Here is a 22,044-nt window from a genome sequence, read left to right on the forward strand (position 1 = left end):
CTACAACCAAATTTCATGCACAACCAAACCTTAATTCTGATCCAATGTCAAGATGCCGTTGGACTAGTCGCTAACATCTCAAACACGCTTGCAAAATATCAGCTCAATATTGTCACCATGCGCGAATATGTAGATGAAGAAGCCAATAAATTCTTCGTGCGTGTGGTCTGTAACGGTCTAGTAATTGAGCAAAAACAACTTTCCGACTCCTTGGCTGAGGTTCTTCCTCCCTCTGCTCAAATACAGATCAACCCCAATACCCGAAAAAAGATTGTCGTCTTGGTGACCAAAGAGCATCACTGCCTTGCAGACATACTCGTACGACAGCATTTCGAAACTTGGGGAGCCGAAGTGCAGGCTGTCATTGGCAATTATGAATCGCTACGCTCTTTTACAGAAAAGTTCGACATTCCGTTTCACTGTATCTCACATGAAAACCTGACAAAGGAAACGTTCGAAACACAACTGATAGCAAAAATCAAACAATATAATTTCGATTATATTATTTTAGCTAAATTCATGCGGATCTTATCACCAGAGTTTGTTGGCACCTTTGAGAATAAATTGGTTAATATCCACCATTCCTTCCTACCGGCATTTATCGGCGCCAACCCCTATAAACAGGCACATGCAAGAGGTGTTAAGATTATTGGAGCCACAGCCCATTTCGTGACCGACCAACTTGATGAAGGCCCAATCATCGTCCAGGACATACGGCATGTCAACCACACCTACACTGTAAAAGATATGGTTACTGCCGGAAAGGAAATAGAAAAAGCCGTTTTAAGCCGAGCAATTCGCTTGCTTAGCGAGGATCGTGTCATGCGCAACGACTACAAAACAATTGTATTTGAATAGTGATTACAATCATCTCCCCATAAAACAATCATTACTTTTTTTTAGCGTTATTCTCCATTATTTCGTAAAAGAAATATTTAAGAATGACGCATACTTTTCATATCCCCGTATTAGGCTTAGCTTTCTCCATCGATTCCGCAATTAAGGTTGCACAGTACGGAATCTCCTCCGTGATGTCTATCGTTGACGATGAACTAATCGAGCGCATGCGCTGCTATTACTGTGGAGAATATCAAATCCCCTATCAACCGATCCTCACATCTGAAGAAGACTATCGGGCAAATAGAATCACCGCATACCTCAATATGGTACAATTTGTGGTCAATAAACAAATTACAGCCTTAAAACATCAACCCTTTACAGAAGGTTCCGAATTGGCAAAATACTTTCAGCTTCTACCAGATTCACATCCATCCAAGCCACTGTATCACGCTATGGAAATTGAAACGAATCTGGCCATTAAGACCGAACTCCAAGACTTATTGATCACTTATCTAAAACCGGGTGACATTGATGTTAATATCATGTCCAAAGTTGACAAGATAAATTATAAAGATGGCAAGGTATTGGACGAGCGCTTTTCTGATGCACTAGCAGCCTTACGTGGCTTTGCAAATTCCAATCTTCATTCTTCGCTTATCCTTTCTGCCGGAATGAATCCACACTTATATGCTTACCTTGCTGAATTGCCAGCTTTCTTCCCCGATAATGAAAGTATGTTCGACAAAAAGGTCACATTAAAAGTAAGTGATTTCCGATCGGCACTCATTCAGGCAAAATATCTCGCCAAACGAGGGGTTTGGGTATCTGAATTCAGAATAGAATCCGGTTTGAACTGTGGTGGACATGCTTTCGCAACGGATGGCTTTCTTCTAGGTCCAATCCTTCAAGAATTTAAAGAAAAGAAAGAAAGTTTAAAAGCCGAACTTTTCGAGATATACCAAGATTATTGGACTGCTCAAAAGCGCTTTCTAACCATACCTCCCGTTATCAAATATACGGTTCAAGGCGGGGTGGGTACCGCTTCAGAACATCAATTTTTATTAGATTATTATGGATTTGATGCTGTGGGCTGGGGATCTCCATTTCTAATGGTACCCGAAGCAACCACGGTAGATCAAGAAACGTTGAAAGCATTGGAACTTGCCGAAAAAGAAGACTTCTACTGCAGTGGAGCATCTCCATTAGGGATTCCTTTCAACAACTTCAGAAAAAGTGGCGCTGAGCACTTACGAGTGGAACGAATTAAAAAAGGCCGTCCTGGTAGCCCCTGCAAAAAAGAATATCTTATTTCGAACACAGAGTTCAGTGACAAGCCCATATGTACCGCATCACGCGTATATCAACATCAAAAGATACAGGAACTAAAACAACAGAACCTGCCTGCTGTTGAATACGAAAAAGCTTTTGAGGCCATTACCGAAAAAACCTGCCTTTGTGAAGGGCTCGCAGCGCCTGCCTATCTCAAATACAATATCCAGAAGACTAAAGAACAGACTGCCGTAGCCATTTGCCCGGGTCCAAATCTCGTCTGGTTTAAAAAACAATATACTTTACGGGAAATGATAGACCATATCTATGGCCGTATCTCAGTCTTTGAAAATAACAATCGGCCATTTGTCCTGATCAACGAGCTCAACCTTTATATTGATCATATTCAAAAATATGTAACAGACAATCAAAACATCATTAATGATAAAAAGATAAAGTACGTAGCCAAGTTTAAAGCGCAGTTACAAGCTGGAATTGCTTACTATGACGAGCTAGCTCAACACTTATCACATATCCCACAGAACATCATTACAGCTATTCCAAAGCAGTTGGAACTAGCATCGTTACGGTTGAAGGATATCCATATGTAATGCCTAATGCATATTAAAACAATTGTATCTTATAACAAACACGGGGCGCNNGCGCCCCGTGTTTGTTATAAGCAATCTTTTGACCGTCTTACTTCGCTATCTTACGGAATTTACCAAATACGCCAAGTGGAAGTTTCGGCCCTGCAGTTGCTTGTAAAAATAGCTCGCCTATTTCTAAGTTTTCAACCTTCGGAAAAGCAGTCTTAATTAAATTTTCCACAATAACCGAAGAGAAACCTAAAGAATACGTATTTAAAATCAAAAAATGTTCTTTAGGATCCAATAGCTGAACAACCTCTGTCATCATTTCCATAATGTGGTCTTCTAATTTCCATTTCTCGCCTTTCGGTCCATGTCCATAAGCTGGTGGATCCAAAATAATCCCATTATAGGTATTACCTCTTTTCAGTTCACGCTTTACAAACTTCAACGCATCCTCAACAACCCAACGAATGTTATCCAAGTTGGAAATTTCCATATTTTCATTCGCCCAGGTAACAACCTGTTTAATCGAATCCACGTGCGTTGTATCCGCGCCAGCAGCTTTCGCTATTAGAGATGCTCCTCCCGTATATGCAAAAAGATTGAGAACCTTCGGTTTTTCCGTTTTAAACGAACGAACAGATTCCGAAATATAGTCCCAATTTACAGCCTGCTCCGGAAATATCCCCACGTGCTTAAAAGATGTCAGGCCCAATCTAAATTTGATGGCCACGTCGCTATTTTTATATTCGATATGCCAACGATCCTGAACCTTCGGATTTTTCTTCAACCATTCTCCAGAAGTAGCCGACCGACCTTTGAATTTGATATGATAACGCTTGTTCCACTCTGCTTCACTCAACGCCTTAGGCCATACAGCCTGAGGCTCTGGTCTGATCAGAATTAAATCACCAAAGCGTTCCAATTTTTCAAAATCACCACAATCAATGAGTTCATAGTCCCTCCAATGCTGTGGAGTCAATAGTTGTATATTTGTTGCTGCCAAAATCAAAATTTTCCGACAAAACTAAGCTAAATTTCAATATAAAAGAAATCTGCATGATCCTAACCCTGATCAACGCCTAAAATCGGGCGCACTAAAACAATCATCTTACCCACTATTACCCCATTGAGGCCTTAGCACTTTTCATCAATGGACTTGCAAAGACAAAGTTGTTTAATTCTTTCACATCCGAGCGCATCATATCCTTATTGGAACCTTCCCAAAATTTCGCCCCTTGGTAAAGAAACAAAATATATTCCCCTATTCCCATCACAGAATTCATATCATGCGTAACAACAACTGTTGTACATTTTAATTCTTGGGTAATCTTCAAAACCAACTCATCGATAACAATAGAAGTTTCAGGGTCCAGACCCGAATTAGGCTCATCACAAAAAAGGTATTTGGGATTCATACTGATTGCACGCGCAATACCTACCCGCTTTTTCATCCCACCAGAGAGCTCGGCAGGAAATAGCTTATTCCTTCCCTCCAGATTAACCTGTTCTAGACAATGGTTTGCCCGGTCTAATTTCTCCGCTTTCGACATGTCCGTAAACATATCCAAAGAAAACATAATATTTTGTTCAACAGTCATTGAGTCAAATAATGCTGAATTCTGAAAAAGCATACCTATTTCTTTACGAATGGGAACACGTTCTTCAAAATTCATCCGTGTAAAATCTTTGCCGTCAAAAATGACCTTTCCTTTTTCCGGTTGATGTAACCCCACGATACACTTCAGTAAGGTGCTCTTTCCCGACCCCGAACCACCAATAATCAAACTTACTTTACCGGGTTCAAAATTCGCGCTGATACCTTTCAGCACATGATTATCACCAAACGACTTGTTAATATCTTCGATTTGAATCATAAAATCTTTTTAAAGCATTAGTGCCGTAATTACATAATCCGCCGCTAGAATGGTAATACAGCCTACCACAACAGCTTCCGTGCTCGCCTGCCCAACTTCCAAAGCCCCGCCCTTCACATGATATCCTTTATAAGCAGAAACCGATGTAATAATAAATCCAAAGACCACTGCCTTCACAAGCGCCACCGTTACGGTAAAACCATTAAAGCCATCTTGAATCCCCAAAATATAATCGGCCTGCGTAACCGCTCCCGAAAGGGATCCCCCCAACAAGCCGCCCACCAGGGCGCACACGATGGAAATAATAACCAACATTGGAATCATGGTGACACCAGCCAAAATTTTGGGCAAAATCAGATAGCCAGGAGCATTGATTCCCATAATTTCCAAGGCATCAATCTGCTCTGTAACACGCATAGATCCAATCTGTGAAGATATGGACGAACCAATTTTCCCCATTAAAACCAATCCAGAGATCGTTGGCCCCAATTCCAAGATATTTGAATCCCGATTGATAGAACCTATAATCGAATTAGGGATCAAGTCCGAAACCATCTGAAAGGCTATTTGCATGGTCATAACAGCACCAATAAACGTGGAGATAATGACGATCAGGCCGAGCGAGCCAATACCAATATCGGTCATTGCCAATACGGTTTCCTTCCAATAAATCCGGCTCTTCTCCGGTCTTTTAAATACTGATTTAAGGAGTATAAGATATGCACCAATGTGATGAAAGATCATGTTATCTATTTAATTTCAATGTATTACGTCAATTATAGGACTATATTAAGCCGAGATATCCATTAAAGGTAATTAATTCCCGCTAATATATAAACAAGCGAAAAGCCAAAAAGTAAAGGAAAAACGAAATTACTTACCGATCAATTAGTCACATTTACCGATTTTTTATGTATAATAGCCTAAACATTCATACGGTATCTCTCAAATCAAATTACTTTTGAGATATATTAACAAACAGAATTAGTTATGAATACACGAAGAATAACAACTGGTATCACCATTCTCTTTATAGGCGTTGTCTTATTATTGTCACAGCTTGACACAATTTCATTCAATTGGGCCGGTATTTTTAGATATTGGCCGCTGTTCATCGTTCTTGCCGGAATTCGTATGCTGGTACCCAAAGATCAACAGATTGGACAATTTGTTACCATTGGCTCTACCGTGGTCATTTTAGGTTTTCTGACATACATCGGCCTATCTACACCCAAAGAACCACTTTTAACACAGCTATTAAAAAGTAAAACCCTTGGCGTCAAATATAACGATGATCCAAATGATAAAACGAATTATACGACAGAAAAGCTAAACGTACCACTGGACGATAAAATCCATAGTGCTACCTTAAATCTTGATTTGGGCGCCACCTCATTAAGAAATGATAGCAGCACGACGTCACATATCTTCTCGGCATATAATACCTCAAAAGAATATTTACTGGGCGTAACAGTAAATGGAGAGTCTACCGAAAAAGTTGACATCAACTTAAAAGGGAAATTCCAAAACAAGGATTTCAATAGCAAAAATAATAATACTTTTATTGCTTTAAACCCCAACATCGTATGGAACCTGAATTTTGATGTCGGCGCGATCGATGCCAAGCTGGATCTTTCCCCCTATAAAATAGAGGCATTAGATATCGATGCCGGTGCAACAAGTTTAAAACTAAAATTAGGTCAGCCACTAGCTACAACAAAAATTTCAATAGACGCCGGAGCCTCCTCTATCGAAATCATGATCCCAAAAAACGCTGCCTGCCGTATTACAAGCGACAATGCGTTATCATCTACAGATTATGAGGGCGATTTCCTCAAAAGCGAAGGAGAGGTAAAATCGATAAATTACGAAACAGCTACTCAAAAATTCGATTTTGACATCAACGGTGGTATTGCATCAATAAAAATTAGAAGATATTAATTGACAGCCGATTTTTAGTCAAGAAAAGTTAACTTTGTGTTAGATATGGACACAAGTAATATGTTGACATTGCCTGGAATCTATTGCAATTCCAAGGTAGATTATTCGAGATGGAAAACAAGGGAAATTCAAATCGGTGATACCCCCATGGGTGGCAATAATCCCATTCGTATTCAAAGTATGACAACGGTAGATACGATGGATACGATTGGGTCAGTTGAACAGACCATTCGGATGGTCGAAGCGGGCTGCGAATACGTTCGTATTACCGCTCCCAGTATTAAAGAAGCACATAATTTAGCCAATATAAAGAATGAACTCCGGCGAAGAGGATATCAAGTTCCTTTGGTTGCTGACATTCATTTTACACCGAATGCTGCCGAGGTAGCCGCCCGTATCGTAGAAAAAGTAAGGGTCAACCCCGGAAACTATGCGGACAAGAAAAAATTCGATCAGCTGTCGTATACCGAAGCTGAATATAAACTCGAATTGGAGCGCATTTATCACAAATTTTCACCACTTGTCAATATTTGTAAAGAAAACGGTACCGCCATGCGCATTGGCACCAACCATGGTTCCTTATCCGACAGAATTATGAGCCATTATGGCGATACGCCTGAAGGCATGGTCGAATCGGCCATGGAGTTTATCCGGATGTGCGAAGACCTAAATTTTTATAATCTCTGTATCTCGATGAAATCATCCAATCCGCAGGTCATGGTTAAAGCCTACCGTTTGTTGGTCGAAAAAATGGTTTCCGAAAACATGAACTATCCGCTACATCTCGGAGTAACCGAAGCCGGAGACGGTGAAGACGGTCGTGTAAAATCTGCCGTCGGCATTGGAACACTGCTGGAGGATGGACTGGGAGATACTGTACGCGTATCGTTAACCGAAGAGCCCGAACGCGAAGCCCCTGTTGCAATAGCACTTGTCAATCGATATAGCAAACGGCAGGCAAACCTCGAGCTCCACCCCAAACAAGAAATTGTTCAATTATCCACAGACACACCCGTTGTCCCTTATACCAGCCAAGAAGTAAATACATTCATCGGAGGGGCTTTAGTTCCCAGGATTGTCGTTGATATCTCAAAAGAAAATTTGAAAGACGCCCAGATACTCACCAAAGTTGGCTATCGCTATGATATCCTGTTAGATAAATATCACATGGGGGAGCAGTCTGTAGACTTTGTCTATCTCGCAGATACTTTACCGTCTTTCACCATGCCAGCCAACCTGAAGCAAATTTACAACTACGACACCTGGTTCAAACTTGCGGATAAAACCAACATTCATCCCCTCTTTACCTTGGACCAATTCATAGCATCGGACCATAAAGATAAGGTGTTGAATATGGTCAAAATCTGCAATTCAGATTTATTGACCCCATTGTTTGAATCTTTACAGCTTGACAAAACTGTCGTATTTATAGTAGAAACCGATTACTTGCACGGAATGGCAGATCAAAGGCAATTTTTCCGTAATTTACAGGAAATAGGCATCAACAATCCCGTCATTATCAAACGCTCCTATCCAAAAGAAGACTTCTCAGGCCCTATTGGTGAATATATGAATCCCGAAGAACCTATCTCCAAAATACAGCTTTATGCATCGACAGATCTAGGGGCGCTATTGATCGATGGCTTAGGATCGGGAATCTGGATTGATTCTCCTGCAACAGCATTAGAAAACATAGCCTCATTATCTTTCGGAATTTTGCAGGCAACACGATCCAGAATATCCAAGACCGAATATATATCCTGCCCAAGCTGTGGCAGAACCTTGTTTGATCTACAAGAAACTACTCAAATGATTCGAAGCCGCACGAACCATTTAAAAGGGTTAAAAATTGGTATCATGGGCTGCATTGTTAATGGCCCTGGTGAAATGGCTGATGCAGACTATGGCTATGTTGGAGCGGGACCTGATAAAGTTACATTGTATAGGGGCCAGCAGGTTGTCAAGAAAAATGTGAGTTCTGCACATGCCTTGGACGAATTGATCAAAATCATTAAAGATGATGGCCTTTGGATCGAAGAATTACAAGACTAAAGCCTACAACTAAAAGTATACAAAAACAGCAGCGGNNCCGCTGCTGTTTTTGTATACTAACGAATTACGCTGTAAATTATCTCCTTATCGAATAGAAAATCTTTTAACAACAGTTTCAGAACCAGCCACTACCCTTACGAAGTAAAATCCTGTGGTTAATTTTCCGCCATGCTCAAAAGAAAGATTTTGAATTCCCGAATCCAGATTACCATTCATTAATTGAAGAATCTCATTGCCCAATGCGTCCATGACTTTGATAGAAACACCCGAGGATTTTGCCAATTTAAAAGAAAGGTTTATCTGTTCAGCAATCGGATTATAGAATACTTTAACATTATTGATCAATTTCTCGGTCTCTTTGATCGTTTTATCACCTCCGAATGCCTCATTGCCGTCCCAAATATGTTGCGAAAAAGTAGGGTCATAAGGAGACTTTGCATACACCCGAGCCCCTCCACTGCACAATGTCAGTACGGATAATAGTGTTAAAAAAGCTGCTTTAAGTAGATTTCTCCCCATAGTGTTAAATTAGACTTCAAATACTGGTTACGGTTTAATCAAATATAACGCTAACTATTTGAATTATCAACAACAAAGTTAGTATTTTGTTTAAAAGTTTTTTATCAAGAAGAGCCTTTCCAAGTTTCTTTTAACAAATTTTAACAGCTATTGCGCATGTCAAAGGAAATGCTAAAATTTGGCGCAGCAAATGTACTTACTTAAAGTACAGGCAAAAAGTATATTTTTGCAGTATATTTTTGAAATAAAATAATTGATAAATGGCAGACAATAGTCATCACAGCAGTATCAATAAGGTGAGTTTCGCCGGATTATTGATCAGTTTAGGAATTGTTTTTGGAGATATAGGAACTTCCCCATTATACGTTTTCAAAGCAATCATGGGACAAGGAGCCATCCAAAAAGACCTGGTCTTGGGAGGACTATCCTGCGTTTTTTGGACGCTGACCCTCCAAACAACGATTAAATACGTTTGGATTACACTACGGGCAGACAATAAAGGTGAAGGTGGCATCTTATCCCTTTATTCTTTGGTACGTAAGCGCGCACCTTGGTTGATCTTCCCTGCGATGATAGGTGCAGCCACCTTATTGGCTGATGGAATGATCACACCTGCAATTACAATATCTTCGGCTATTGAAGGTCTAGACATCAAATTCCCAGGGTTACCTACAGTTCCTATCGTCGTTACAATCATATCCTTGTTATTTATTATTCAGCGATTTGGAACATCCGTTGTTGGAAAGGTTTTTGGACCGCTGATGACCATCTGGTTTTCAATTATTGGCGTGCTTGGTTTATCCCATCTCCACCTTGCACCGGAAGTGATGAAAGCAATCAACCCCTATTATGCCTTTCATATTCTGATTACGTACCCGCATTCGCTATTATTGATTGGCGCGGTGTTTTTATGTACTACCGGAGCCGAGGCTTTATATTCGGATATGGGGCACTGTGGTAAAAACAATATCCGTATTAGCTGGATTTATGTAAAGATCACGCTGATATTAAATTATTTCGGACAAGGTGCCTGGTTATTGACCCAGGAGGGACGTGTTCTAGGAGGATCAAACCCCTTCTACTCGATCATGCCCGATTGGTTTATCGGCTATGGTATCGCTATTGCGACAATTGCGGCCGTCATAGCGAGTCAAGCCATGATATCCGGATCTTATACATTGATTTCCGAAGCAGTGCGATTGAATATATGGCCTAAAGTTGCTATCCGCTATCCAAGCGAACATAAAGGACAGCTGTATGTTCCTTCCATAAATTTAATTTTATGGATAGGCTGTATGATTGTCATCTGGGTTTTCGAAGAATCAAGCCGAATGGATGCAGCCTATGGTCTCGCTATCAATCTAACCGTTTTGATGACGACAGTCTTAATGGGTTATTTTCTGTCGATGAAAAAAGTCAATCGAGCAGTGATTGCCCTATTCTTGATCGCCTACTTTGTCATCGAGATAACTTTCTTAGTCGGAAACGGGGTAAAAATTGCCCACGGAGGCTGGTTAACCCTGATGCTTGCCACGGCATTATTCGTAACGATGTACTGTTGGTATACAGCGCGAAAAATTAAAAATCGCTATGTCAACTTTATCAATATCAACAAATATTACCCCATCATCTCAGAATTAAGCGAAGACAAATCTGTTCCACCATATGCATCGCATTTAGTGTACCTAACAAGCGCAAATTTTAAATCAGAGATAGAAGCTAAAATTATTTATTCCATTATAAATAAAAAACCAAAGCGGGCTGACGTCTATTGGCTGGTACATGTTGACGTGATGGATCATCCACACACCAAAGAATATTCGATCGATCAACTTATCCCAGGGAAGTTAATACGAATTGATTTCAAACTTGGCTTTAGAGAAGAGCAACGCATCAGTTTATTGTTTAGAAAAGTTGTGGAAGAAATGGTGAAAAAAGGTGAAATTGACATCACTAGCCAGTACGATACCTTACGTAAACATAATATACCAGGCGATTTTAAATTTGTTGTTTTAGAAAAAGTACTTTCCAAAACCAATCAGATGACATGGATAGAGAAGGTTATTATGGACATCTATGGTTACCTCAAAAAAATGAGCTTATCCGAAGAAAAAGGTTTCGGTTTGGATTCCAGTTTTGTTACGATAGAGCGCGTACCGCTCAATTTTCCGCAGACTTCAGAAGTCCATCTCATACGCAAAGATTAATACTTCTCAAGGTGATGCCAAAGCATCACCTTTTTTATTCAATAGAATTGCATTACTTTTGTTGCAAATAATACATCATGGCAGACGCTAATCCAAAAAAGAAATTACATCCTAGAAATAGACATCTCGATAACTACAATTTTGAAGAACTGAGCAAAGTAGAACCCTCGCTCAAGGAATTTGTAATAGAAAACGCTTACAAAGTAAAATCCATCGATTTTAACAATCCTGATGCCGTTAAGACATTAAACAAGGCGCTTCTAAAGAAATACTATCATATTCAACACTGGGACATTCCCAAAGAGAATCTTTGCCCTCCTATCCCAGGTCGTGCAGATTATATTCATTATATCGCGGATGTGCTTGCGCGCGACAACAACAATGAAATTCCAAAAGGCGGAAATATCCATATCCTCGATATCGGTGTTGGTGCCAATTGTATTTACCCGATCATCGGTCATCAGGAATATGGCTGGAGCTTTGTAGGCTCCGAAATTATTAAGAGCGCATACAAAAATGCAATCGAGATAACACGGACAAACATGAGCCTAAAAAAGAGCATACAAATACGCCTACAAAATAATCCAAAGGCCATATTCAAAGATATTATCCTTCCAGGTGAAAAATATGATGTAGTGATCTGTAACCCGCCATTTTTTAGCTCTCAAACCGAAGCTTTACAACAATCCATGCGCAAAACCACAGGTATAAAAGATGCTAAAATAGACGAAAAACCGGTGACACAAACTTTTTCGGGGCAGGGAAGCGAATTATGGTGCGATGGCGGTGAAAAAGCCTTCTTGTCACGCATGATCTTTGAAAGCCAGTTTCACAAAGATCAAGTAAAATGGTTTACGACGTTAGTAGCACATCGTGAAGACATCCGCTTTCTACAACACAAACTAAAGAAAATAAATGTAAAAGAGACCGAGGTGATCCGCATGGAACAAGGCAACAAAGTAAGCCGGATCCTCCTATGGAGATTCTAATAACTATATAAAGGATTCAAAAAAGGAGCTATCTTACGACAGATAGCTCCTTTTTTGAATAGGATGTCATCTGTTATACTTGCGTCAACTTGTTTAACTTAGAATGTTTATAGCCATACATAAAATACACAGCCAGGCCGACCACGAGCCAGATCACAAATATAATCCAGTTGCTGGCGCCCAATTCGGTCATTAAATACAGGTTGATCAGGATGCCAACGACAGGCAATAAAGAAAAATTCATTTTGAAACTGTAAACACTTAGCCCAAGCCAAATCAGCCAAAATATAATAACGAGCATTTTATGTTCTATAATTTCAAGTGCCGACAGCGATTTCCATTCTTGCACCGTTCCCTGGCCGTAGATTAAAATGAGCACAATAGCAATTAACAGTCCACCACCGACCAAATATTTACCGTTGATATAAGGAACCTTAAATTTCGATTTTGCAGATAAGCCGGAATAGTCCATATACAATACGCCTGCACAAACAAGGATAAAGGCAAAAAAGGTGCCCACGCTCGTCAGATCCACAAAGAAGTCCATTTTAAAAAATAACGACGGGATGGCTACCACCAACCCCGTGACGATCGTAGCGAAAGAAGGCGTTTTATATTTGGGATGGATCGTTGCAAATTTCTTCCACAACAGACCATCCCTGCTCATAGTCATCCAGATTCTTGGTTGAGCCAGTTGATATACCAGTAAGGCACTAGTGATGGCAATTACAGAAGTCACCGATATAATTCCCGCCATATGATCAAAGCCGACATACTTAAAGACAAAAGCCAATGGATCCTTTACGTTCAATTCTGTATAGTTGACCATTCCTGTCAATACCAAGGTTATGGCTACATACAGTACCGTACAAATCAATAAACAATAAATCATGGCTTTAGGCAGGTCGCGCTGCGGATTTTTACACTCTTCAGCAGTTGTCGATATCGAATCGAATCCGATGAAGGCAAAGAACACAGCGGCAACACTTCCGAGTACACCTTTAAGGCCATTAGGTGCAAATGGTGTCCAATTTTCGGGCTTTATGAAGAATATTCCACCAAATATTACCGCCAGAATAATAGCAACTTTGATCATCACCATGATCATACTCGCTTTTTGAGATTCCTTTATACCGATATAAACCAACCATGTGACCAAAAATGTAATAACTCCCGCTGGTAAATCGAAAATAATGGGTAGCCCTCCGATTCGCGGAGCACTATTAAAAGCATCTAACCCATGCTGATCGATTGCAGTTAAGGCAGCCGCGCCATGCTGGTTCATTTTGTCTACAGCATCGTAAGCGTAGCCTGGAGCCATGGATAACCAAGGCGGTATGTGAACCCCAAAGCCCTCCAGCATGGAGACAAAATATTGCGACCACGAAATCGCAATCACTGTATTCGAAACCGCGTACTCTAAAACCAATGCCCAACCGATGATCCAGGCAAACAATTCACCAAATGCCACATAAGCATAGGTATACGCAGAGCCCGAAACAGGAACTGTACTGGCAAATTGCGCATAAGCCAATGCCGTAAAAACACAGGCAAAAGCTGTAAAAACGAAGAGAAGTGATACTGCAGGTCCACCTTCATAACTGGCCAATCCAATTGTGCTGAAGATTCCAGCTCCAACAATGGCGGCGATACCCAAAGAAACCAGATCGGTTACACCCAATACCTTTGCAAGGCCTGTTCCCTCCTCTTTTTGAGTGTCATGGAGAATCTGATCAACACTTTTCTTCCGAAAAAGTCTATGTGACATGTAAATTTAGTTTTGATACTTAAAATTATGCGAAAATAAATATTTTCAAGGTCTTATACTATTGGTATTTTCTGATAGGCTAACTAAAGTCCATCAGCTCATATTGAATATACTGGTAAATTTCCTGATAATCGGCCATCTGTATATGCAGATAAGAAATCAGCTGTTCCGTAAGCGCCTGTCTTTGCTGCGCTGAAACGTCAAAATGCCACAATCGCCTACAAATATTAAAAAGCGCCCCGGCAATTTTTTCCACCTGTGCATAGTCGTAAATATACTTCCAGTCTATAAACTGATGATAGAATTTTTCAAACTTCGGAATGTCATGAAGCTGGTTTACTGCTAAAAACTTCCGCAGGGCATCTTGGTTGACGTGTATTAACGCGGCATAGAATTTATCGACTGAAACAGCACTCTTTTGCGTGAGTATATGGTCCAACAAAAGCTCTAGCCCAATATGTGCCATAAAGGAAGGCCGGATAGGCAATCCCACCAAACTCGGCTGAATTTGTAACTTTAGCTGATGCGTATGATGAAAAAAATAAGTTGAATTATGAAAAAGCCGATCCACTTCAATATGACGGTTCCAACCGATATACATTTGCTCCAATAAAGGATTATTCAAAAGCTCATCTTCATACTGACGAGGCTTTAGCATAAAAGATTTATCAGCATTCTTTAATAGATCGGGTAGTAATCCACCTACAATACGTTCGGGATTAGTGGCAAACCGTTCAAAATAAAAATGTGATAAAAAATTCATACCAGCTTATTAGCGTGTGGTTTTATACGGATTTATTCGCTCAATATACGCTTAATCTCCTATCTTTGCATCTTGTAAATTAAAAAATTAAATCCATTTAACAATGAGCTTTGTAGAAGAATTACGTTGGAGAGGCATGTTACAAGACATTATGCCGGGAACTGAAGACTTACTAAATAAGGAAAAAGTCGCTGGTTATATCGGTTTTGACCCCACAGGAGACTCTCTACACGTAGGACACTTAACTCAAATCATGACCTTGATCCACTTCCAAAATGCGGGCCATAAGCCGGTTGCTTTGGTTGGAGGAGCAACGGGGATGATTGGGGACCCTTCTTTCAAATCTGCAGAGCGTAACTTGTTGGACGAAGCTACCCTACAGCATAATGTAGCTTGTCTGAAAAAACAGTTAGGCAAATTTCTCGAATTTGGAGAAGGTGAAAATGACGCCAAAATGGTTAATAATTACGATTGGTTTAAAGATTTTAAATTTTTGGATTTTATCCGTGATATTGGTAAAATGATTACCGTTAACTATATGATGGCAAAAGATTCTGTGAAAAAACGTTTAGAAGGTGACAATGGGCTTTCATTTACAGAGTTTACCTATCAATTGATTCAAGGATATGACTTCTATTACCTTTGGAAGCACCACAACTGCAAAATTCAGATGGGTGGGTCCGATCAATGGGGTAATATCGTAACAGGAAGTGAAATGATTCGTCGCCAGGATCAAGGAACAGCCTATGCTATCACCACACAATTGATCAAAAAAGCGGATGGCCAAAAATTTGGAAAAACAGAATCTGGGGCGGTATGGCTAGATCCAAAGAAAACTTCGCCGTATAAATATTACCAATTTTGGTTGAATACGTCCGATGATGATGCTAAAAACTGGATCAAAATTTTTACGCTAAAACCTCAGAACGAAATAGAGGCTATTATTGCAGACCATGATGCTGCACCTCATCTACGTTTAGTTCAAAAAGCATTAGCAAAAGATATCACCATTCGCACACACTCAGAAGAAGCTTATGAAACAGCTATCAAAACTTCTGAATTTCTTTTTGGAAATGGTTCGTTGGAATTCTTGGACAACTTAGATCATGAGGCTGTTCTAGAAGTATTTGAAGGTATTCCGCAATTCCAGATCGCTCGTACAGATCTCGCTGCAGGAATTAATATTCTTGATTTACTGGCTGTTCAGACCCAAGTATTCCCTTCAAAAGGCGAAGCCCGAAAAATGCTACAAGGCGGGGGAGTTTCTATCAATAGAGAAAAAGCTACGGATATTGACGCCTCAATTACAATCAATCACCTGCTAAACAATAAATATATTGTTGCACAACGTGGTAAAAAGAATTACTACCTGATTATTGTAGATTAATGCTTGTGGTTTATTGAACCCTATAGGTAAAAAAGTCCCTTTTGAGCAAATCAAAAGGGACTTTTTATTATGCAGTCGAAAGCTTTTTTTCATTATGAAAAAATTGAGCCGATTATTTTAGTAGTTTTTCAAAAGCTTTACGTGACGCACCTCTAAAATGCACCTCACCACAATATTGGTATCCCAATTTTTCAAACACATGCAACATACCGCCATTATCAAAATTAGTATCTACCTTGATACTATAAACCGAATGATCAATTGCAATCTCCTCAACACCCCGCATAATAGCCGTTCCCACACCCTTCATATGGGGGTCTTGCGCCGAGGCAAGTCTGTGTATACCGACATAGGGACCATTGCTCAACCATTTCCCATCGATATCATCATAAGCAGGCTCCACATCAAAAATGATTGCAACATAACCTACAATCCTATGCGCTACTTCAACGACATGGGCATATCCTTTATCAATATCCGATTGCACGACATCCTCATTCGGATACCCATCTTGCCATTGCCTGCTGCCTTGTTCCTTCCTTAAGGCAATTGCCTGCTGTATAATTTCCCAAATTCGTCCTTTATCAGCTAATGTCGCTTTACGTATCTCAAACTTGTTCATGCTATCTTTTGTATTTTTCGTAAAACTACATATTTTACTGCAACTCCAACAATATACAAAGCACCAGCAATCCATTACAGCTATTCGCCATTCTTTTAACCGACCTATTTGCAGGGCATAGTATTTGCTAGTCCTTATACCTATCACGCTTTTTAGCGACATCTAAATTTATTCATTCATAAAAAACGACAAACTTAAAATAATAGGTCATAGGCATCCTTAAAATACTATCAAAATAACTAAGTTTGTACGCAGTATAATTGTGAGCTTTTCAATGTCAAACAAAGGAAATACATTTAGGCAGACAGGAAATTCAGTTTCTGGCAAACGTGCCCCTCAAAAGGAATCGACAACATTTAAAAAAGAAAAAAGTCTAAAAAACGCTGTACCAACAGATTATTCTGATGCACAGCAAAAGGCGGTCAAGATATTAGGAATTTTATTGATCTTCCTTTCGTTGGCTTTTGCCACAGCTTTCGTCTCCTATCTATTCACTTGGGAAGACGATCAAAGTTATATCGCTAAAACCAATGGCGGCTGGTCTACATTATTCCGGTCTGTAGAAGAAATCAATGATGAAGCAGTGGATCTACCTGTTGTCGATAATAAATTAGGAAAGTTTGGAGCATTGCTTGCCAACCAGTTCATGTACGAATGGTTTGGCGTTGCATCGTTTCTTTTTATTCCAGTGCTCTTTATTTTAGGATATCGCTTGCTGTTTAAAAAATCTTTGCTTCCATTGTACCGTACTGTGGTCTATTCCTTTGTCGCCATCGTTTTTATTTCCGTAACACTGGGTTTCTTACATGGATTTATGGCCGACACTCCACATATGCTCGAGGGTAAATTTGGCTTTTGGACCAATAAATTATTGGAAGCGCAAGTTGGCATTGTGGGCGTTGGGTGTATATTAGGTTTTGCCTATCTGACCACATTAATCTTACTTTACAACCTCGATTTCAAATTTGTTCTTTTCAGCAATAGAAAATCCAAGTCATTTTCGGAGGATATAGATCAGGAGGACGAAGATGAATACGCTACGCAAAACCTAAGGAATAAAATTCATATTGAAGATGATTCCATCCAATCTGTCCGGGAATCTATCCAGCGGCCGACATCCATCAACGAGCGTTTTCAATCTGCCCGGGAAAAAGAAGTACAAGAAGAGCTTCAACGCCCTGCATTTACCCATCATCCAATACCTGATGTACAGATTGATCCGAAAGACAAAGTGGTACTATCATTTGATGATAGTCCGATGGATCGAACAGATAATACACCATCTATCAGTTTTACGATTGACCAGCCGAATGAAGAATTTGAAGACGCAGAAGTACCGCTAATACGTGAATACCAACCGCCAGCTGTTGCAACTCCGTCCCAAAAAGAACCTGAACCATCACTAGAAGTGGAAGCAGTACCAGGTCTGGTTGTCGAAGATATCAAAGAAGAAAAAGAAATTACTGCCAGCGACCTGGTGGCGCAATTCGGACAATATGATCCAAAATTGGATCTTTCGGGTTATCAACACCCAACTTTGGATTTATTGAGAGACTATGGTGGGGGTAAAATAACAATCAATCAACACGAACTTGAAGCAAACAAAAACAAGATTGTTGATACCCTGAGAAACTATAGCATAGAGATCGAAAGCATCAAAGCAACCATAGGTCCAACGGTAACGCTGTATGAAATTATACCGAAACCAGGCGTAAGGATTTCAAAAATCAAGAATCTGGAAGATGACATTGCCTTAAGTCTTGCTGCTTTAGGCATCCGAATTATTGCACCTATGCCCGGAAAGGGAACAATCGGTATTGAGGTACCAAACTCCAATCCGGAGATGGTATCCATGCGATCGGTCCTGGCTACAGAAAAGTTTCAAAAAACAGAAATGGATCTCCCTATCGCTTTAGGTAAAACAATCTCTAATGAAGTGTATATTGCAGATTTGGCGAAAATGCCCCACCTCTTGGTTGCAGGTGCTACCGGCCAAGGTAAATCAGTCGGTATTAATGCCATTCTGACCTCTTTGCTGTACAAAAAGCATCCGGCTGAGCTCAAATTTGTACTTGTTGACCCTAAAAAAGTGGAACTGTCTTTATTCAAAAAAGTGGAACGACACTTCCTTGCGAAATTACCTGATGACGGAGACGCCATTATTACCGATACTAAAAAAGTAATTAACACGCTAAATTCCTTGTGTATAGAGATGGATCAACGTTATGATTTGTTAAAAAATGCTCAGGTACGTAATTTAAAGGAATATAATGCAAAATTTATCAATCGCCGATTAAACCCTGAGGAGGGTCATCGATTCTTACCTTATATCGTTCTTATTGTTGATGAATTTGCCGACTTGATGATGACAGCAGGAAAAGAGGTAGAAACACCAATTGCGCGCTTGGCCCAATTAGCCCGTGCAGTGGGTATTCACCTAGTCATAGCGACCCAGCGACCTTCTGTTAATATCATTACCGGTACAATCAAGGCCAACTTCCCTGCTCGTCTTGCATTCCGTGTTTTATCAAAAGTCGATTCACGGACCATTCTCGATACAGGAGGTGCAGATCAGTTGATCGGTCGAGGTGATATGCTACTGGCAACTGGAAGTGATCTGATACGTATCCAATGTGCATTTGTCGATACGCCTGAAGTTGAACAGATTTCCGACTACATCGGTGCACAACGAGGCTATCCTTCGGCATTTATGCTTCCGGAATACGTAGATGAAAACGGTGATGGTTCTGGTAGTACAGATTTCGATCCCAAAGACCGCGATCAATTGTTTGAAGAAGCTGCCCGATTGATTGTCATGCATCAGCAAGGCTCAACTTCATTAATCCAACGTAAATTAAAATTGGGTTATAACAGAGCAGGACGAATCATCGATCAATTGGAAGCTGCAGGAATTGTAGGTCCATTTGAAGGAAGTAAAGCACGCGAAGTGCTCTATCCAGATGAGTATTCATTAGAACAATTTTTGGAGACGTTAAAAAAGGACAACTAAAATGAAAAAACAATTATGGTTTATTGTAGGGCTGCTATTTATGATATACAGTCAAAACAGCTATGCACAAAATGATGCGGCTGCTAAGACGCTATTGACGAAAGTAAGCCAAAAGTACAATTCATACAAAACAATACAGGCCAATTTCTCATTGCATATTAAACAAGCGAACGGAGGATCACATGCTGATGCTGGAACCCTATATCTGGACAAGGCTAACAACAAATATCAGGTGAACACCAAAAATCAAGTATTGATATCAGACTCCAAGACACAGTGGAATATCATGAAAGCCGAAAAGGAAGTTGAAATCTCGGAAGCCAGCAATTCGACCAATGAGATCAACGCAACAAACATCTTTAGCTTCTATACAACTGGTTTTAAGTATACATTGACCAATACCGAAAAGATCAATGGACTTACACTGAATGTCGTCAATTTAACCCCAGTGGATAGCAAAAAAAACTATTCAAAGATAAAGCTACGCATCAATAAAGCAACGAATTTGATCTATGATACCACTATATTCGATAAAAGTGGAAACCGCTATACATATACATTAGCTTCACAACAGGGCAATAAGGTACTTTCAGACAATCTATTCGTATTTAACAAAAATGACTACAAAGGATTCGATATAGTCGATTTAAGATAAGAATCCATCGATAATACACTACTTAGAAATACAGTGCAATAGAAAAGGCTNNAGCCTTTTCTATTGCACTGTAGCCATTATTTTAATTCAACTGATTTTACAGCATATTAGGTTCCTTATCTAAAGTCTCCAATTCTTTATTTGCATAACGCGAATAGCCATGTTTCTGCGGATGTTCAATAATTTCCTTCATCGAAACTAGCTTGTATACATAGGAACCAGTTTCATTATTCAACTTCAACGCAAAATAATCGTCCTTTTTTTGCCTCCTCATGGAGCCCTTTAGACTACCATCACCGACATTGTATGCAGCAGCCACCAAAGTCCAGTTTCCAAATTGGGCATACAGATATTTAAGGTACCTGGCAGCAGCATGCGTAGATTTGACAAGATCTTTCCGGTCATCTACTTTACCATTGACTCTTAATCCATACAAACGGGCTGTTGCAGGCATAAACTGCCAATAGCCACCTGCCCCCTTGGAGGAAACTACAGCCTTACTGAGCCCGCTTTCCACCAATGGAATGTACTTAAAGTCCTCCGGAATACCATGTGATTTAAGGATCTTTGCGATCATCGGCAAATAGGTTTCTGCCTTTCTATGCATATCGTATGATCCTGTCTTTTTAAACGAGAATCGATTGAAAAATTTGCGCAATTTACTTTCCACAAGCGGACGATCCATAGGTAAGGAATCTTCGGCAAATGTCAATGAACTCATATAAGATTCAAACGAATTGCTTTTTTCTTTCTTCTCTTCATCTTTTCCAGAATGAGCTGGAATTAAGATGAGCTTTGGCTCGGCGATCTGACCGACGTTCGAAGCGTTGTTGTGTGGGGTTGAGTATAATTTCGACAGCAATAAAGCAAACAAAATCACACTACTACATAAAACTTTCTTTCTTATCATTTACTCCCTTAATGCTATCCTATCCACGACTCTAATCGATCAAAAAATAGCTTGGTTCAAATTCAAGGGTACAAAGGTAAACACTATTTATTTAAAAAACAAATAGTTACCTCCTAAGCACTTTAAAGCGGCTTTTTTAGTTTAAAAATGAAGTAAATTCAGGAAAAGACAAAAAGATAAGGATTTTTTCGCAAAACCCAAAATTATACCTAACTTTGCTGTTCACATTTTTAGTAAAACACAATGCCATTCAGCAATAAAAGGAACAGTCGTGATGACAACTCCAGAAAGTCACGAGGCAACTCAGACGGCTTCAAATCTAGAAGCGATAAGAACAATAGTTTCGGAAAAAAATCATACGGGTCAAACGACTCTTCTGAAAGAGGATCTTTCAGAAAAGATGATAATCGTGAAAATAGATCATTCGGATCTAAAAAATTCTCAGACAGACCATCATTCCAAAAAGATAATAATTCCTCCCGTTCAAAAGATAATTCAGAAAAATCATTCGGTAGAGGATCTCGTTCATTTGATAAAAATGATTCTTCACGATCTTTTGATAAAAAAGATTCCTTCAATAAATTCGACAGATCAGAACGTTCTTTTGACAAAAAAGATAATTTCAAACGTACCGACAGAAAT

General features: G+C 39.7%; 18 protein-coding genes. 9 read left to right on the forward strand and 9 right to left on the reverse strand.

Translation table 11 applies throughout. The annotated features are described in order from the left end of the window. The first annotated feature begins 15 nt into the window (after positions 1-15). Both purU and B3139_RS20265 read left to right on the forward strand, forming a co-directional pair. Positions 16-858 (forward strand): formyltetrahydrofolate deformylase, encoded by an 843-nt coding sequence (gene purU, locus B3139_RS20260; RefSeq protein ID WP_293885313.1) that lies wholly within the window; start codon positions 16-18, stop codon positions 856-858. Positions 859-941: 83 nt separating this feature from the next. Then, positions 942-2,720, forward strand: coding sequence for a hypothetical protein (locus B3139_RS20265; RefSeq protein WP_293885314.1), 1,779 nt, complete (start codon positions 942-944; stop codon positions 2,718-2,720). Positions 2,721-2,808: 88 nt separating this feature from the next. On the opposite strand, the gene B3139_RS20270 is transcribed toward B3139_RS20265, so the two are convergent. The 3 genes from B3139_RS20270 to B3139_RS20280 all read right to left on the reverse strand — a co-directional run bounded on the left by B3139_RS20270 (position 2,809) and on the right by B3139_RS20280 (position 5,323). Beyond that, complete coding sequence (locus B3139_RS20270) at positions 2,809-3,714, reverse strand: class I SAM-dependent methyltransferase (protein WP_293885316.1); 906 nt, start codon at positions 3,712-3,714, stop codon at positions 2,809-2,811. Positions 3,715-3,823: 109 nt separating this feature from the next. Beyond that, on the reverse strand, positions 3,824-4,579 hold the full coding sequence (locus B3139_RS20275) for an ABC transporter ATP-binding protein (protein WP_209581341.1): 756 nt from the start codon (positions 4,577-4,579) through the stop codon (positions 3,824-3,826). Between the two features lie 9 nt (positions 4,580-4,588). After that, on the reverse strand, positions 4,589-5,323 hold the full coding sequence (locus B3139_RS20280) for an MlaE family ABC transporter permease (RefSeq protein WP_293885318.1): 735 nt from the start codon (positions 5,321-5,323) through the stop codon (positions 4,589-4,591). 246 nt (positions 5,324-5,569) lie between these two features. On the opposite strand from B3139_RS20280, the gene B3139_RS20285 reads away from it, so the two are divergent. Next, positions 5,570-6,520, forward strand: a complete 951-nt coding sequence (locus B3139_RS20285) for a LiaI-LiaF-like domain-containing protein (protein WP_293885320.1) — start codon at positions 5,570-5,572, stop codon at positions 6,518-6,520. Positions 6,521-6,565: 45 nt separating this feature from the next. Further along, positions 6,566-8,572 carry a (E)-4-hydroxy-3-methylbut-2-enyl-diphosphate synthase gene (ispG, locus tag B3139_RS20290; protein ID WP_293885322.1) on the forward strand — a complete coding sequence of 669 codons (2,007 nt, stop codon included), beginning with the start codon at positions 6,566-6,568 and terminating at the stop codon, positions 8,570-8,572. Positions 8,573-8,656: 84 nt separating this feature from the next. Here the strand turns inward: ispG and B3139_RS20295 are convergent, their stop codons facing one another. Further along, positions 8,657-9,091, reverse strand: coding sequence for a T9SS type A sorting domain-containing protein (locus B3139_RS20295; protein WP_293885324.1), 435 nt, complete (start codon positions 9,089-9,091; stop codon positions 8,657-8,659). A gap of 260 nt (positions 9,092-9,351) precedes the next feature. Between B3139_RS20295 and B3139_RS20300 the strand changes: the two genes are divergently transcribed. Both B3139_RS20300 and rlmF read left to right on the forward strand, forming a co-directional pair. Next, positions 9,352-11,298, forward strand: a complete 1,947-nt coding sequence (locus tag B3139_RS20300) for a KUP/HAK/KT family potassium transporter (protein ID WP_293885326.1) — start codon at positions 9,352-9,354, stop codon at positions 11,296-11,298. Between the two features lie 77 nt (positions 11,299-11,375). Further along, positions 11,376-12,287, forward strand: coding sequence for a 23S rRNA (adenine(1618)-N(6))-methyltransferase RlmF (gene rlmF, locus B3139_RS20305; RefSeq protein ID WP_293885327.1), 912 nt, complete (start codon positions 11,376-11,378; stop codon positions 12,285-12,287). 73 nt (positions 12,288-12,360) lie between these two features. Here the strand turns inward: rlmF and B3139_RS20310 are convergent, their stop codons facing one another. After that, entirely contained in the window at positions 12,361-14,055 is a 1,695-nt protein-coding gene (locus B3139_RS20310) for an amino acid permease (RefSeq protein ID WP_293885328.1), read from the reverse strand. Between the two features lie 79 nt (positions 14,056-14,134). Then, positions 14,135-14,818, reverse strand: a complete 684-nt coding sequence (locus tag B3139_RS20315; RefSeq protein ID WP_293885330.1) for a hypothetical protein — start codon at positions 14,816-14,818, stop codon at positions 14,135-14,137. A 103-nt stretch (positions 14,819-14,921) separates the two neighbouring features. Here B3139_RS20315 and tyrS point away from each other — a divergent pair, with 103 nt between their 5' ends. Next, a complete protein-coding gene (tyrS, locus tag B3139_RS20320; RefSeq protein WP_293885332.1) occupies positions 14,922-16,205 on the forward strand; it encodes a tyrosine--tRNA ligase in 1,284 nt (427 codons plus the stop codon). Positions 16,206-16,317: 112 nt separating this feature from the next. Here tyrS and B3139_RS20325 read toward each other — a convergent pair whose 3' ends face one another. Further along, positions 16,318-16,827, reverse strand: a complete 510-nt coding sequence (locus B3139_RS20325; RefSeq protein WP_293885334.1) for a GNAT family N-acetyltransferase — start codon at positions 16,825-16,827, stop codon at positions 16,318-16,320. A 274-nt stretch (positions 16,828-17,101) separates the two neighbouring features. On the opposite strand from B3139_RS20325, the gene B3139_RS20330 reads away from it, so the two are divergent. Continuing rightward, a complete protein-coding gene (locus B3139_RS20330) occupies positions 17,102-19,837 on the forward strand; it encodes an FtsK/SpoIIIE family DNA translocase (RefSeq protein ID WP_293885336.1) in 2,736 nt (911 codons plus the stop codon). Position 19,838: 1 nt separating this feature from the next. Continuing rightward, entirely contained in the window at positions 19,839-20,492 is a 654-nt protein-coding gene (locus tag B3139_RS20335; RefSeq protein ID WP_293885338.1) for a LolA family protein, read from the forward strand. Positions 20,493-20,589: 97 nt separating this feature from the next. Here B3139_RS20335 and B3139_RS20340 read toward each other — a convergent pair whose 3' ends face one another. Then, positions 20,590-21,402, reverse strand: a complete 813-nt coding sequence (locus B3139_RS20340) for a lytic transglycosylase domain-containing protein (protein ID WP_293885339.1) — start codon at positions 21,400-21,402, stop codon at positions 20,590-20,592. 230 nt (positions 21,403-21,632) lie between these two features. Beyond that, a partial coding sequence (locus tag B3139_RS20345) for a hypothetical protein (protein ID WP_293885341.1) occupies positions 21,633-22,044 on the reverse strand: 412 nt, incomplete at its 5' end.

Origin of the sequence: Sphingobacterium sp. UBA1498 (assembly GCF_002325125.1) — a bacterium.
Taxonomy (GTDB): domain Bacteria; phylum Bacteroidota; class Bacteroidia; order Sphingobacteriales; family Sphingobacteriaceae; genus Sphingobacterium.